Below are 14,897 nucleotides of genomic sequence, written 5' to 3' on the forward strand. Positions count from 1 at the left end.
ATGTCGACCAGCATGATGCATCCTTCGTGAGCGCCCGCGCGTATCGAATGACTCGCCGTCATCGGCCCGCGAACCCCGTGCCCGATCACCAGCGCGGATCGATCACATTGTGGTTTCTTTTCACGCTGACGTTTCTGCTGATGTTCGGTGCTTTTGCAGTCGACATGCCGCGCGTCTTTAGTGCCCACGACGAATTGCAGAATGCCGCGGACGCGGCGGCTTTGGCCGGAGCCTCGGCGCTGTCGACGGGCACGAGCGTACCGAACTGGTCGGCCGCCGCCGCTGCGGCGACGGCGGCCGTTACGCTAAATACCTCGGATGGCAAACAGCTTTCCAGTGGCACCGTCACGACAGGGTACTGGAATCTGGCCGCATCGCCAGGCTCGATTCTGGCCCCGAGCGCGGTCACGCTGCCGGCGCCTGCCGGGCAGCTGCCGGAGCCCGCTGTGCAGGTCACGATCAAGCGCGACGCCAGTGACAACGGTGGCCTCGTGGCGCTCCTGCTCGGCGCGCTGCTTGGAACACCGGCCACGGCGGAGAGCGCGACGGCTGTCGCGGTGATCACAGCGCCTTCCTCCGTTCCGGCCGGCGGCCTCTTTCCCGTCGTCATGGATCAGTGCGTATTCAACCAATACTGGAACTCGAATACCAACCAGCCAAAAATCGACCCGTCCACGAACCAAGCCTACGAATTCGAAATCGGAAATGGCCAGCTATATGGCTCCTCTTGCGAGGCAGGTGACTGGACATCATTTACGACCCTCTCGAACAACGTGCCTACCATCCGCAATCTGATTGCGAACGGGAATCCGACGGCGCTGTCGATCGGCGACAGCATTTACATCGAGCCTGGGATGAAGACAACGATTTACTCGAGTGTACCGACGGGCGTCACCGTCGTCATGCCGGTCGCCACCCAGATCGCGAGCAAAACCTACGTACCGATCGTCGCGTTCGCTGCCTTTCAGATCGACGGATCGTATGGCGGCAGCAGCAAGTACATCCAGGGCCATTTTGTCGGCGGCTATACGATGCCGACGCAAGGATCGGGAGTTGGCACGAGCAGTTATGGTGGCTATGACGCGCCGCGTCTCGCATTCTGAGCAACGCCGAAGCAGGCACGGGCGAGTGCCGTGCACCTCTCGTCGCCGAGCCCCTCAGGAACACGCCACGCCGACGGTCTGAAGCTAGAAGTGACCGCCGGCGCTTTCGCTGCCGTCACTCCGAACCGTCGTCCCCATTGGTCTCGAGGCCGGGAAGGACCTGGGTACCTTCACGCTGAACGGCCACCAGCTTGTGTGGGTCAAGGCCGAGTGCCTTCAGGATGGTCGGCGCCACTTGCATGTTGGTCACAGGCGTATCGACCTCCTTCTTTTCCAGCTTCGGATTGGAGACCACCAACAGCGTGTTCGTATCGTCATCCGTAAGGCCGCCGTGCTCGGCGAGCTTTGCCGCGCTCCCGCTGTAAATCGTCCCATGTATCGGCTGGATGATGATGTCAGGAACACGGCCCTCCGCAGGATTGCCCCAGATCGACTTCAAGGTTGCGCCGTCATAGAGCGTCTGGATGCGGGTGGAATTGACGCTCCCCTGGTCAGCGCTGAGGATCGATACTGCCTGATCCGTATCGCCGTGGTTTTTGAGCCATAAGAGCGACACGTCGTCGGCCGTTTCCTGGGCGACCGCTACGCCGCCATTGGTGAGCAGGGTGGCGGGGTCGCTCACGTCGGCGGTCGCATAAGCGTTTTTCGAACCGCTAAGCATGTGAAGCTTCGTGACGTCGATCGGCGACTGGCCATGCTTGGCGCCGACGATGAACAGTGTCGATTGAAGCAGATGGGCCGCTTTGAGTGCATCGTACATCTGACCCAGCGAGGCATCGACAAAGTCCAGCGATTGCTCCAACGGCACTGTCGGGGTCGCGGCTGCGTCACGATAGCCACCACGGGTCGTGGTGGTGCCTTCCATGGCCACCGTGACCTTCTGTCCGACGCTGACCGCCTGAAAGTTCATGCCGAAGATCGCCGGCACACCGACCTGCTTCGTCCCGGTCTGATCCAGTCCGTGGATCCAGTTCAGGACGACCTTGACCTTGAAGCCGTCGTACGTCCGGGTATAGGTCGGGTCGGCGGTCCAATCGTCGGTCGCAGGCGCGTTCGGATAGCCATTCGCTTGTAGGGAGGTCGAGTTGATCTCGGGGGCGTAGAGTTCGTCCAGTCCCAACCCTGACGGCCCGTTGACGATCTCGTAGGCCGGGTGCTTATCCGACCATGCGGTGCGCAGACCGGCCTCATGGATGATCTCGAAGATCGTGTTCGTATGGTGCTTCATGTATAGATGCGGCCAGACCTGCTCGCAGCCGTTGGCGGTCTTGCGCAACGCGAGGTTCGCGGGATTGATGTGAGGATTGCGTGGATCGAACGTTGCGCCGGGTGGCGGCGATCCGCCGTCCAGCTTGGTGAGATCCCAATCGAGTGCTTCGAAGTTGCTTACTTCCGTGCCGGGCGTGCCGGTGCAATTACTGCCCGGGGGATATAGGGTAGCGTCATAGGTATCGTCATAGAAGACGCCGTGGCTAAGGGGGCTGCCGCCGGTTGCAAAGGCCAGAAGCCCTGGAAACGAGTCCGAGGGCCTGGAGGTCGAAGCATGGGTGTACTCGACGCCATCTTTGACGAGCTTCGCGAAGGTGGATCCCGGGTGTGTCTTGATGTAATTGAGTAGGTCGGCCTCATGCATCCCGTCCACACTGATCAGCAAGACGTGCCTGTACTGCTGGTGGTGATCGCCATCATGATCTTGCGCTGTCGCGGCCATGCTCGCGAACGCCAGCACGCTCGCGCTGAATATTGCACCGACTCCAACCCACTTCCTGATCTCGTCCATTCTTCACCTCGTATGTTGATTGGGAACGATCGTGCCCTACGAGAGGTAAGGATTGAAATGAGAAAGTCCTGTGAAGGGTTGCTTTCGGTTGTCTTCCTACGGGGGCCAGAAGGCTCAAGGGGCGTGCGTTTGAGAGAGTGTAAAAATTTGTATCAGCGGAATGCTTTTAAGACATGGCGAAAGACAGTAGTACCTCCCGTCCAAACGGACTGACCTCTACTCGACTAGAAGTCACGACATCGGGGTTGACGAACGAGATCGATGGCCTCCCTCAACGTCGTGGCGATCGCACCATTCTTCGTCGCCAGGATGCGTGGCAGTTTGAAGTAGGCGCGATGCGTCGGACGACAGTAATCGTCAAGAACCTGACTACTGAGCCAGTTCAGGCGTTCGCTGTCCGCGTTGCCGACATGGGCCTCGAATAGCTGCCTGCGAAGCAGTCCAATCTCCCTCGCAGCTTGCCGAAGCGTATCGGCCGGCTCACCGGTCAGGGCTTCCGCCAGTGCTCTCAGATGTTCAAGGTCAACAGACATCTCCAGTTCTCCCATGTGCATGCAATACTTGCAGGCCTCCCTCACTGGCCATGGAGATGAGGCGGGAGCATACGTTTCATTGCCAGCCGCTATCAAACATTGCCATGCCTGGGCGGGCCTTCGACGCGTCCGTGCTCGTAGCGGTGGCCCGAGGCCTTGCACTTCGCAATGCTACGGATCGTCTTTCGAAACGTCCTTCGGGCACAGGTTCAACATTACGACTAACGTAGCGACCGCGGCCACGATGACCACGATGCCCGACCAGAAAGCACGCATCTGGTCGAAAAGCAATCCGTGGATGCAGACTGCCACGCCCGCCAGCACAGAGAAGGTCGCAAGCGTCGCGAGCACGATTCTCAACTCAGTTCGCACCATGACGTTTTCCCGAATCGGCGCTGGCCGCGGCCTCATCTGCCGCCAATGGACGCGGCGCGAACGCATCCCATGAAATCCGTGATTGCGTATGCGCGTTGGCAATGTAAGAAGTGGTCAAATCCTTCGAAGGTAGCTTAGAAGGATTACCTCTGAACCACTAGACGGCCAGGTTGGCGGGATCTCATTCAAAATCGTGAGGAATGAATACTCGGCCTGAACCCAATCTATTTTTTCGTCGGGGTAGTCCGGGCCGGAGGTAGTTCTTCGGCTGCGGCTGGGAAGCAGTTTAGAAACGCGCCTGGATCGTACGGAAACCGGTACGCGACTGCGTTCGGAATCGGACACGCGGTGTCTCGCTTCCCGCGCTACACGCTGTTGCGTTCCGCATGCAGCGGCTCGACATCTTATGCGGCGCTCCTTAGCGAAGTGCAGCCGCTACCGCCTCGTCGATCTGCAGCGCAAAGCGTGCTTCAACATCGGGCACCGTGTAGCCAAGTGTCAGTTCCAGATGCGCGTCGCCTAGCACCAACTGAACGAATGTCGCTGCCCGCAATGCAGCAGTCGATTCGTCAAATCGCCTTCGCAGAATTTTTGCGGCGAAGGCACGCACAACCTTTGCACCATTTTCGTAAAACACCTGGCCGAGTTCCGGAAAACGCGCGGCCTCAGCAACGATGGCCCGGTAAAGCCCCAGACTATCCGGCGTAATAAGGCTTCGTGCCAGCACCCATCCCAACTCGTGCAATTCGACTTCGGGTGCGCCATCGGATTGCTCGCCCTGAGCTCTGGCAAGCAGCGCGCCCACCTGAGCGCACATCTCGCTCACCAGACCAACGAAGAGCGCCTCCTTCGACTTGAAGTGGCGGTAGACCGTCTGTTTGCCGACGCCGGCGGCCGAGGCGACATCGTCCATCGTTGCCATACCGAAACTCCCGCGTAAGAAAACGGTTTTCGCGCCGTCGAGGATTGCAGACCGCTTGCGGCATTGCAGCGGGCTCAGGCCGGGGAGAGAAGAAGTGTCCATGCGAGATAAATAACAGATCGTTGAGCAGTTGACAAGACTGGGCAGTCTCGTTTAGATTTGTCAAAACGAGACTGATTGGTCTCGTTTGTATGGCTATTCAACGTCGCAGCCAATCATTGGAGAACGCTTTGAAACTGTTCATTACAGGCGGTACTGGCTTCATCGGGCAAGCGGTCGCGCGCAAGGCAATCAGCCTCGGCCATCAGGTGACGGCGCTGGTGCGCGAGGACAGCTCGGCGGCCGCCAGCGCGCTGGCACGTCTCGGTGTGACACTGCATTCCGGCGACCTGCGCGAGCCACAGTCTTTCGCTGCGACTGCCGGTGCCGCTGATGGTGTGGTGCACACCGCGTCGACCAACGATGCTTCCGTCGGTGCTGCAGATGAGGCCGCGGCTGTAGCAATGCTGTCGCATTTGCATCCGGGCGTGGCGTTTGTCTATACGTCGGGCACCTGGGTCTACGGCAATACAGAGGGGGAGGCCGCGACTGAAGCATCGGCGCTGAACCCGACACCACTCATCGCCTGGCGGCCCGCAGTGGAGCAACAGGTGCTGGCGCTAGCAGCACGCCGCTCGATTGCCGCAGTGATCCTCAGGCCGGCGATGGTGCACGGCTACGGCGGCGGCGTCTTCGGCATGCTTGCCGGCATGGTCCGTCAGACCGGCAGTGTGAGGATCGTCGGCGATGGTCGCAACCACTGGCCTGCCGTTCACGTCGATGATCTCGCCACGGCTTATCTGAGCGCGGTGGAGCGGGCGGCAAGTGGGGACGGTCGAGTCGCGGGTCAGATCTTCAACGTGGTCGCGGAAGATGCCGTTGCCGTTGCCGAAATGGGTGAAGCGATTCGGGCCTCGGTCGGCGCCGATCGCGTCGAACCCTGGCCGCTCGACGATGCTCGCAAATCGCTTGGACCGTTCGCTGACGCACTGGCGCTCGACCAGACAGTAAGCGGCCAGTATGCCCGGCGAGTTCTTGCGTGGAAGCCCCATGGCCCCGGCCTGATTGCGGACCTCTCCGTACAAAAGCACTTTCAGCAAATCAACGGAGCATGACTATGGCGTGGAACAGTGCATCTTTCGAGTCGATTCTCGCGATGGTCGTAGCGGTTCTGTTCGCGGTTGCTGGGGTGGTCAATCTCACAGGACTCGGAGCGGTGAAGCGCGACTTCGCGCGCTGGGGTTACCCGGCATGGTTTCGTTTGCTCTGTGGCGCTCTTGAGCTGTTGTCTGCGGCACTTCTTTTCGGACAACAAACCAGAGTTTTTGGCCTAACGCTGGCCGGTGCGATCATGGTCGCCGCGCTCTTCACGTTGCTACGAAATCGGGAGCCGTTAGGGCATCTCGCCCCGGCGCTGATCTTCTCGGCTCTCGTTGTGGTTACTGTGGCGCTCCGCGCTTGAGGCTTGCTCGCCACCAGGCGAGTGAGCCCGGGTCGCTAACAGGCCGCGCAGGCAATCCGTGCTGCAGGTACTTGAAATACGCACATGGATAGCGGCATTGGAGCAACTCCAATTCGATCACGTGCGTCACGTGTCTGCCTTTTGTAGCGACGGCTGGGCGCTTCGGGTCGCCTGCCGCAGATCACCGCTTTACGTGCCACGGGAAAGGGCCCTCATGGGCGGCTATGAAGGTCTATCTAACGCCGCAAGGACGATATTGCGCGCGTGGAGCAGGACGGATTTCTGCTCGTCGGGGGAAACCTCTACGAACCCGAGTCCTCGGAGCAGAAAGATACCTTCAACAGCGAGCAGTGCGTGACGGACTTCAGCAACCTCGCCATATTCCGATCGAAGCGGATCGAGCAGAGCGCGGTAATGGCGTCGCACCGGCTCCAGCATGTCAGGGGCGTGCACCAAGGCGGTTACGAGAAAAGCCGCCTTTTGGGTCGTGGCGTCGTCCTCGTCCAGTGCTTCCTCGATATACGCGAGGACCAATTCGACCGGCCCAGTCGGTCCACTGCCCAGTCGCCGACGTACTGCCTCCTGAAAACGGGCTACTTCTCGTTCTAGCGCCGCGTGTATCAATGCATCCTTAGTTGCAAAGCTATAGACGAGACCGCCCTTGCTGATTCCCGCGCGCTCGGCGACGGCATCGAGCGTGAAATTTCGGCCACCAGATTCGAGGATTACGGCCTCGGCAGCATCTAAAACCCTGTCTTTGTCGATTTCCTTTTTTCGCGTCACAACTACCCCTTGCTTTTCTGACTGGCCAGTCGGATAATATTTCCGACTGGCCAGTCAGATTAGCGCAGCGATGCTCGCGGCGCAAGATTGTTTCTCAGCTGACTCCTTGGGGTACGTTATGAACGAGCATGAAAAGGAAGATCTATTGCCTGCCGTGACCCTTGGTCACTTTGTTATGAAAGTGCAAGATGTCGAGGCGAGCTATCGCTTTTATATTGGTTTAGGTCTGCGCGCATTCGGCGCCTTTCCGGGAATGGCGGTCGTCGAAATGCGTGGTGGCACGCATTTGCTGCTGTTCCAAAAGGGTGATGATCAGGCTGGCGCTTTGCGGAACAGTCAGAATGGCCAGAGGCCTGATTTCAGCAGCGAAAAAATAGACCTGATGATCGCGGGGCGTACAAAAGCGGATCTGGAATCCTACAGGGTCGGCCTGATCGGTAAAGGATATTCACCGTCAGCTATCGCGGATGGCGAGCTATACGGCCACCACTATTTCTCGATGCAGGATCCCGATGGCAATGGCATCAGTTTCTATACTAGCCACTGCAGCGATAAGCCCGTTTGATATTACAGCTGGTTAGTCGCGCAGCATCCGCCCATTTCGCTTTATTTCTCTTCACCTGGCTCGCTCTCGCCGAAGCGCGTCACCGCGATGGCACGCTTGCTTTACAGCTTTGGTAGGACCACTTTTCGCCTAACCTTCCGTTCGCTCCAGCCAGTTTCGAACGAAGTCGATATGCGTCTGCATCGCGGTGCGGGCTTCTTCAGGACGGCGCGCGCAAATCGCCTCGCACACCGTGCGATGCTGCAGCAGGAGTAGTTCGGACGAGTCTTCGCCGTACTCGCGCATGCCGGTGCCGCTGATCGTGATGTGTTCGCGCAGCATGGCAATCACGCTGACATGCAAATGGAGGAACATTGCATTGTGCGATGCCTGAGCGATGGCATCGTGAAGCTGAGCATCCGCTTCTGCTTCAGCGACCTTGTCATCGACGCGGTGACAGCGCTCAAGTTCGCGCATGAGCGCACGGATTCTCTTCCGATCGTCCGCATTGGAGCGCAGAGCGGCGAAGTATGCGGTGGCGCCTTCCAGCACGCGACGAAATTCGACGATATCGCTGCGCAACGCCGGATGGTCGGCGACCAGTTGCCCCATGGCGAAGCGATTCCAGCGCGCAACTGGTCCGTGACGAACACGCCCGCGCCGCGCCGGCTCGTTACGAGGCCACGCGCGGCCAGTCGCTGAATTGCCTCGCGGACGGTGTTGCGTGCCAGCTCATGCTGTTGATCTGCGCAAGCGTCAGCAGATCGCGGCCCGTGTCGATATGGCTAAGTGGTTGCAGTCGTATGCGGCGAGCCACGAACGGGGAGTTCACCACATCAGCATCGCGAAGCTCAAAGAATGGTGCGGCTACGCATCACCCATGCGCAAATTCCGTGAAGCTTTGGGCGAAGCACTCGATGAACTGCAGCGCGTCGGCATTCTGGAGAGCGTTGAGTTTGTCAAGGAAGATCCGATGGTCAAATGGGTGCGAAGTTAATTTCACGTCATGACGGGTTAAATATACGTGCATAGTTTTTGTATGCGCAGCAGCCTTTTATGGCGTGGCTTTCAGGGAGAGGCGGAATCGTATGACGTGAAGCCGGCATGCTATGACGTGAATACAGAATGCCATGCCGTGATACATGAATATCCAATACCGCATGTCAGATTTACGGTCCACGATGGAACCCATCAGAAGGCAGTTCAATATCGCCGGCCTGCCGAAATTGTTCCACCCTGACGCTCGAGCAGGCCATTGACGATGTGGGTGGCTTCCGCACAAGTGTCACAACTTGGAGAAAGAAGATGGCAACTTTTTCCGCTACCGTCCCAGCGTCGCTCAAGCGCGCGCTGGATGACGAACGCCAGAGAACAAAAAGAACCTATTCGTCGATCGTCACGGCCGCGTTATCGCAGTACTTGGGCGTACCCGTACACACGCTGTTCCAGGTTTCAGTCTCTGGAGCCCTGGTGGCGGGAGTATTCGACGGAGAGGTAAGCGTTGAGTCGATTCTCGAACACGGGGATTTTGGGCTCGGCACTTTTGCTCACCTGGATGGGGAAATGGTTGTACTCGATGGGCACGCATACCAGGTGCAGGGCAGTGGTCGCGTTTCCGAGGCCGCCATGGATGCAGGTGCACCCTTCGCTGTGGTAACCCGCCTTGCGCCGCAAATCGATGAAGAATCAGTTCCGGTCTCCAGCTTCAAGGAACTGGAGTCCTGCTGCGATGGCTACCGCAAGTCGGGCAACATCTTCTATGCCATTCGCCTGGACGGACACTTCCAACACGTTCGCACCCGCGCCGTCAATCCGCCTCAACCAGGCACGCGTCTGGTCGATGCGGCGAAAGACCAAAGCGAATTTCATTTCGATTCGATCGAGGGAACGCTAGTTGGCCTGTGGTCGCCCGGTTTCTCAAGCGCTTTCAGTGTTGCCGGTTATCACTTTCATTTTCTCTCCAAGGATCGTAAGCACGGCGGACATCTGCTGGATGTCTGCGCAGGACCGCTGCGCCTTCGAGTCGAGGCTCTTACGAATTTCCATTTGGCACTTCCCGAATCGGAAGCCTTCCTTAAAGCCGACCTCAGCAAGAACACTGCCGAGGAGCTCGCCTACGCCGAACAAGCCCACTGAGGAGTGGATACGATGAACGGGACCATTAAAAATGCGCAGCAAATAGGTGCTGAACTGGTGGTTAGCGCCTTGGAAGCACAAGGCGTTACCCACGTATTCGGTGTACCGGGTGCAAAGATCGATGCGGTTTTTAACGCACTGGTCGACTCCAGGATCGAGACGGTCGTTTGCCGACACGAGCAGAACGCGGCTTTTATCGCCGGTGGTATTGGGCGTATGACAGGCAAAGCCGGCGTTGCCATTGGCACTTCCGGTCCAGGCGCCTCCAACCTTGTTACAGGCCTGGCGACAGCCAACTCCGAAGGAGATCCTGTGGTTGCCCTGGGTGGCGCTGTGGCCACCGGTGAGGCACTCAAGCAGATTCACCAGACCATGGACGCCGTTTCCATACTGAAGCCAGTGACGAAGTTCAGCGCAACGGTCGGCGCGCCAGAGCAAGTGAACGAAGTCATGGCCAACGCCTTCAGGGTTGCAGAAGCCAGTCGTCCTGGTGCGGCTTACGTTAACTTGCCCAAAGATGTCATGACCCATGCATGCGCACATACGCCCCTGCCGTTCCCGGCATTTGCGGGTCTGGGTTTGGCCGACAGTGCGGCAATCAAAGAAGCTGCACGGCTGATTAACGCGGCGTCAACGCCCGTGGTATTGCTGGGCATGTTGGCCAGCAAGCCCACGAATAGTGCAGCTTTGCAGGCGTTCATCGGCAAAGGCAATCTTGCCGCGGTCGGAACCTTCCAGGCGGCCGGTGCTGTTGGAGCGATGCAGTTCAGCAACTTTGGTGGCAGGGTCGGTCAACTCGCCAATCAGCCAGCGGATCGATTGCTCGAATCCGCCGACTTGGTCATCACGGTTGGCTACGATCCCGTCGAGTACTGGCCGCAGCTATGGAATAAGGATAAAGACCGAAAGATCGTTCATATCGATGTGCTTCCCGCCGACCTTGACAATTGTTATCGCCCCTATGCCGAGTTGACCGGCGACATTGCGCAGACTTTGCAAGCGCTGACGTCGCTCATTGATCGCGCCAGGAAGTCGGCGATCTCATCCAGCATTCTCGAGCTGATTCAGGGCGAACGCCTGCTTCTCGCCAAGCAGGCTGCCGCCCGTAACGGCACGCCTGTTCATCCCCTTCGGCTCGTTCACGAGTTGCAGCAGTTCGTTGGCGACGACATCACGGTTTGCCTGGATATGGGCTCTTTCCATCTGTGGATCGCACGCCACCTGTATAGCTTCAAGCCACGACAGGTGCTGATAACGAACGGCCAACAAACATTAGGCGTGGCACTTCCATGGGCGATTGCCGCTTCGATCGTCCGACCCCACGAGAAGGTTCTCTCGATCTCAGGCGATGGTGGGTTCCTCTACTCCGCGATGGAATTGGAGACGGCTGTTCGGCTCAAGACGAACATCGTGCACATGATTTGGATCGATGGATCCTACGACATGGTGGCGACGCAGGAGAAGCTGAAGTACGGAAGGTCGTCGGGAACCGACCTGGGTCCTGTGGATTACCTCAAATACGCGGAAGCCTTCGGAGCCAAGGGCCTCATGATCAACAAGCCGGACGAGATCGCCTCTGTCATGACGAAGGCTTTCGATACGCCCGGTCCTGTGATCGTCGGTGTTCACGTGGATTACCGCGACAACCACCAGCTGTTTGAGATGCTGCACGAAGACAGCATCCACTAAAGATCGCTGTGTAGATGCCATTCACGACAACCCATTCAGCAACTCGTCTTGGTTGCGCAAACTAATCTCTGTCGCTAGGGGACCGGTATGAACACCACCGCGCTCATGCTGTCGCGATTGCAGTTCGCGTTCACGGTTTCGTTTCACATCATCTTTCCGTCTTTCACCATCGGTCTGGCGGCGTGGCTGACGGTACTGGAAGCGCTGTATCTGATTACCCGGCGACCAGTCTACCGCCGCGTCTTCGACTTCTGGCTGAAGATCTTCGGGATCGCTTTCGGTATGGGCGTGGTCTCCGGAATCGTACTGGCTTTCGAGTTCGGCACGAACTGGAGCGAACTGTCACGCCTTTCGGGGGCGATCCAGGGACCGCTGCTGTCCTATGAGACCTTCACCGCCTTCATGCTCGAGGCGTCGTTCTTCGGCGTGTTGCTGTTCGGCAGGAACAAGGTGAAGCCGGGACTCTATCTTTTCTCGGCGGCGATGGTCGCGCTCGGCACGACGCTCTCGGCGTTCTGGATCATGGTGAACAACAGCTGGATGCAATATCCAGTGGGGTACACGATCCAGAACGGCGTCTACGTGCCGGACGACTGGGCGAAGATCATCTTCAGTCCGGTGGTCTGGGTGAGGTTTCCTCATATGCTGCTGGCGGCTTACGTCACTGGGGCGTTCTGTGTCGCGGCGACAGGTGCGTGGTACTGGCTGCGCGGAACGTGTCTTGCGGAAGGTCGCGTGATGTTGCGGATGGGTCTTTTTCTCGCAGCGATCCTGTTGCCGGTCCAGTTGCTGTTCGGACATCTGGTCGGCGATTATGTGCACCGCTATCAGCCCATCAAGTTCGCAACCATCGAAGCACGCTGGCATGACGAACAGCCCGCGTCCGAAGTTCTGCTTGCGTGGCCCGATGCAGCACACGAAAAGAACGACTATGCGATCTCGGTGCCTGTGCTCGGCAGCGTGATTGCATCGATGAGCCTCGATTCGAAGGAGGTCGGGCTGACTGACTTCGCGCGCAGCGAGCGTCCGCCGATCGCCATCCCTTTCTTCACCTTCAGGATCATGGTGGGGTGTGGCCTCCTCATGCTGCTGGTCGCCTGGGGTGGCACGCTGCTGTCGCTCAAGGAGCGTTTGCTAAAGCGGCGTGCGCTGTTGTGGACGGTATTCCTGTGTTTTCCGCTGCCGTTCATTGCGACCCTCACCGGCTGGTTCACCGCCGAGGTGGGGCGGCAACCCTGGACCGTCTACGGGTTGCTGCGCACTGCGGACGCTGTGACGCCGTTCCTGACGCCACGCGCGGCGGCGGGTTCGCTGCTGGTGTTCTGTGCGACCTACGTCTTCATCTTCGCCTTCGGCACCTACTACATCTATAAGTTGCTCAAAGGCGGACCCGCCGAGGACCTGCCGCATACGCCGCCTACCGCTTTGCCGAATCGTCCGCTTTCGGTGGCGGCGGATCTGCCGACGACGGTCAAATGATCTGGGAGACGCGAAAATGATCCTCTACTGGTCGCTGATACTCGCCGTCAGCATGTTGCTGTACGTGCTGCTCGACGGTTTCGACCTCGGTGTCGGCATGCTGTTCGGCCTGACCCGTGACGAAGCGCGTCGCAGTCATATGCTCGCCGCTGTGTCGCCGCTGTGGGACGGCAACGAAACCTGGCTGATCGTGGCCGGCGTCGTGTTGTGGGGTGCTTTCTCGCCGGTCTACTCGTTGCTGGTCTCCGCGTTCTACGTGCCCGTGGTCCTGATGCTCGCCGGTCTGATCTTTCGCGGCGTCGCCTTCGAGTTCCGCGGCACGGCTCACCGTACGCGGGCGATCTGGAACGTTGGCTTCGTGGTGGGTTCGGTCGTCGCCGCGTTCATGCAGGGCGCAATGGTCGGCGCGCTGGTCAAAGGGCTGCCGGTCGTCAACGGCCGCTTTACGGGCGACGTCATGACGTGGTGCAGCGGTTTCTCGGCACTGTGCGGTGTGGCGTTATGCGCCGGCTACGCCCTGCTTGCCGCGAGCTGGGTCGTCAAGAAGTGCGAGGCGGACGCGCGCGATGCCGCCTATCGTGCGATTGTGCCGTTGCTTTGGGTGGTGCTCGTTCTGCTGATCGTGCTGTTCCTTCATGCACTTCATGAAGACCTCGCGATCATGCACCGCTGGCTCGATCGTCCCACTCTTTTTCTTGTGCCGTTGGTCGCGCTATGTGCAATCGCGGGCACGCTGACTGGCGTCAGACGGCGTCGAGACAACCAGCCGTTTCTCATGATCGTGCTGCTGTTCATCTGCGCTTACGCAATGCTGGCGATTTCGTTCTGGCCATACATGGTCCCGTTCTCGTTCTCGATCACTCAGGCGGCGGGGCCGCATGCAAGCCTCACCTTCATGTTCTGGGGCGCGGGATTGTTCGTCTACCCGTTGATGCTGATCTATACGGTCTACAGCTATAGCGTGTTCAAAGGGAAGGTTGACCTGACTTCGGGGCACTACTGATGAACGCCGTGCTCACCAGATCCAGGTTCCCCTAACCGCCAGCTGTTCTTGTCCTATTGCCCCTTATCCCTTCGGCCAAACCAAACATTTAGCCTACAAAGTTGAAGGCAACCCACGTGGGCTGCTTTATAATTACCACGTCGTCGGGAAACACCCGGTGACCTGGTTTAGCAGCCAGTGACGCAAACCGCACACCCGCCCAGGCGGGCGTGCGTCTACCTCTGCACGTCTATATTTCAATGGGCGGGCCGTGGTGGGGAGCCGCAAGGCTCGCCGGTTTGTTTGTGTCCCGGTCTGCTAACCCGCTTCGTGCCCGCTCACCCCTTCCCAAGCGAGTGTCGGGCGATCCGAGAAGTAACAGGGAGATCGCACCATGAGCAAGTCCACCAAAAATCGACCCGCTTCACGTCCGCCTGTCGACGCACTCCAGTATGAAAAGCTTGCCCTGTCGGCATTCGATTTATGCGACCGGCACCTGGGTCAACTGGATACTTTGATTACACTTGCATCTTCAATATGTAGGAATCCTTCCAGCACGCTTGAAGAAAGACGGCGTCGTCAGACGCTTCTGGAATTGCTGGTGGATACGGCGGAGCAATATCAGCAGGAACTTGAATGCGACCGCGAGTTGTACAAGGTGATTGCGCTCGATGCGAAGGGCGTTCCGCAAAGCCGCATCACGGCACGCCACGCAGCGAACCTGCTTGCAGAAGAGGTATTGCAGCGAGCGGGAGAACCCATAGCGACTGCTAGCGCACCGCAGCGCAAAAACCCGTCATCGGAAAGCGCCGCGGCATTGAGAGCCGACGCTGCGCAACAACCGGCTATCACTCCAAACTAGACGATCGGGAAGAACCGGCGAGTGGTAGGGCGGCGCGTCCGGATCCTTCGGAGACTCGTGCACTGAGACGGTTTTCGTCCATCTCAGTGCGGCCAGGAGCGGACGGTCGACATAGATGCCTGGATCGTCGACAATCGGCTGGCCGTTCTCGGCGCAAACGAGAGATCGTAAAAGGCCCTCAAGCGCTCGCAGCAATACATTCCACAAG

General features: G+C 58.9%; 15 protein-coding genes and 1 pseudogene. 10 read left to right on the forward strand and 6 right to left on the reverse strand.

Annotated features, from left to right (window positions below):
• Positions 1-47 precede the first annotated feature (47 nt).
• Positions 48-1,103, forward strand: a complete 1,056-nt coding sequence (locus GNZ12_RS26130; RefSeq protein WP_172315084.1) for a pilus assembly protein TadG-related protein — start codon at positions 48-50, stop codon at positions 1,101-1,103.
• A gap of 115 nt (positions 1,104-1,218) precedes the next feature.
• Here GNZ12_RS26130 and GNZ12_RS26135 read toward each other — a convergent pair whose 3' ends face one another.
• The 4 genes from GNZ12_RS26135 to GNZ12_RS26150 form a co-directional block, all read right to left on the reverse strand.
• Positions 1,219-2,883, reverse strand: a complete 1,665-nt coding sequence (locus tag GNZ12_RS26135; protein WP_172315085.1) for an alkaline phosphatase family protein — start codon at positions 2,881-2,883, stop codon at positions 1,219-1,221.
• 224 nt (positions 2,884-3,107) lie between these two features.
• A complete protein-coding gene (locus GNZ12_RS26140; protein WP_172315086.1) occupies positions 3,108-3,416 on the reverse strand; it encodes a hypothetical protein in 309 nt (102 codons plus the stop codon).
• Positions 3,417-3,587: 171 nt separating this feature from the next.
• On the reverse strand, positions 3,588-3,791 hold the full coding sequence (locus GNZ12_RS26145) for a DUF2964 family protein (RefSeq protein ID WP_172315087.1): 204 nt from the start codon (positions 3,789-3,791) through the stop codon (positions 3,588-3,590).
• A 418-nt stretch (positions 3,792-4,209) separates the two neighbouring features.
• Entirely contained in the window at positions 4,210-4,815 is a 606-nt protein-coding gene (locus tag GNZ12_RS26150; RefSeq protein ID WP_172315088.1) for a TetR/AcrR family transcriptional regulator, read from the reverse strand.
• Between the two features lie 128 nt (positions 4,816-4,943).
• On the opposite strand from GNZ12_RS26150, the gene GNZ12_RS26155 reads away from it, so the two are divergent.
• The gene (locus tag GNZ12_RS26155) at positions 4,944-5,867 is read left to right on the forward strand and encodes an NAD-dependent epimerase/dehydratase family protein (RefSeq protein WP_172315089.1); all 924 of its coding nucleotides are present in this window, start codon (positions 4,944-4,946) and stop codon (positions 5,865-5,867) included.
• Positions 5,868-5,869: 2 nt separating this feature from the next.
• On the forward strand, positions 5,870-6,214 hold the full coding sequence (locus tag GNZ12_RS26160) for a DoxX family protein (protein ID WP_172315090.1): 345 nt from the start codon (positions 5,870-5,872) through the stop codon (positions 6,212-6,214).
• Between the two features lie 222 nt (positions 6,215-6,436).
• Here the strand turns inward: GNZ12_RS26160 and GNZ12_RS26165 are convergent, their stop codons facing one another.
• Positions 6,437-6,997, reverse strand: coding sequence for a TetR/AcrR family transcriptional regulator (locus GNZ12_RS26165; RefSeq protein ID WP_172315091.1), 561 nt, complete (start codon positions 6,995-6,997; stop codon positions 6,437-6,439).
• Positions 6,998-7,115: 118 nt separating this feature from the next.
• Here GNZ12_RS26165 and GNZ12_RS26170 point away from each other — a divergent pair, with 118 nt between their 5' ends.
• On the forward strand, positions 7,116-7,562 hold the full coding sequence (locus tag GNZ12_RS26170) for a VOC family protein (RefSeq protein ID WP_172315092.1): 447 nt from the start codon (positions 7,116-7,118) through the stop codon (positions 7,560-7,562).
• 129 nt (positions 7,563-7,691) lie between these two features.
• Here the strand turns inward: GNZ12_RS26170 and GNZ12_RS26175 are convergent.
• Positions 7,692-8,281 (reverse strand): annotated as a pseudogene (locus GNZ12_RS26175) (FadR/GntR family transcriptional regulator); the annotation flags it as partial.
• On the opposite strand from GNZ12_RS26175, the gene GNZ12_RS26180 reads away from it, so the two are divergent.
• The 6 genes from GNZ12_RS26180 (at position 8,266) to GNZ12_RS26205 (ending at position 14,689) form a co-directional block, all read left to right on the forward strand.
• Complete coding sequence (locus GNZ12_RS26180) at positions 8,266-8,538, forward strand: hypothetical protein (RefSeq protein WP_172315093.1); 273 nt, start codon at positions 8,266-8,268, stop codon at positions 8,536-8,538. The pseudogene GNZ12_RS26175 and the gene GNZ12_RS26180 overlap by 16 nt on opposite strands.
• A gap of 308 nt (positions 8,539-8,846) precedes the next feature.
• Positions 8,847-9,677 carry an acetolactate decarboxylase gene (budA, locus tag GNZ12_RS26185; protein WP_172315094.1) on the forward strand — a complete coding sequence of 277 codons (831 nt, stop codon included), beginning with the start codon at positions 8,847-8,849 and terminating at the stop codon, positions 9,675-9,677.
• A gap of 12 nt (positions 9,678-9,689) precedes the next feature.
• Positions 9,690-11,366, forward strand: a complete 1,677-nt coding sequence (gene alsS, locus GNZ12_RS26190) for an acetolactate synthase AlsS (RefSeq protein ID WP_172315095.1) — start codon at positions 9,690-9,692, stop codon at positions 11,364-11,366.
• Positions 11,367-11,453: 87 nt separating this feature from the next.
• Positions 11,454-12,845 (forward strand): cytochrome ubiquinol oxidase subunit I, encoded by a 1,392-nt coding sequence (locus GNZ12_RS26195; protein WP_172315096.1) that lies wholly within the window; start codon positions 11,454-11,456, stop codon positions 12,843-12,845.
• A 16-nt stretch (positions 12,846-12,861) separates the two neighbouring features.
• Entirely contained in the window at positions 12,862-13,848 is a 987-nt protein-coding gene (gene cydB / locus GNZ12_RS26200) for a cytochrome d ubiquinol oxidase subunit II (protein WP_172315097.1), read from the forward strand.
• Between the two features lie 373 nt (positions 13,849-14,221).
• Positions 14,222-14,689, forward strand: coding sequence for a hypothetical protein (locus tag GNZ12_RS26205; RefSeq protein WP_172315098.1), 468 nt, complete (start codon positions 14,222-14,224; stop codon positions 14,687-14,689).
• Positions 14,690-14,897: the final 208 nt, after the last annotated feature.

This window comes from Paraburkholderia solitsugae (genome assembly GCF_013177695.1).
GTDB lineage: Bacteria > Pseudomonadota > Gammaproteobacteria > Burkholderiales > Burkholderiaceae > Paraburkholderia > Paraburkholderia solitsugae.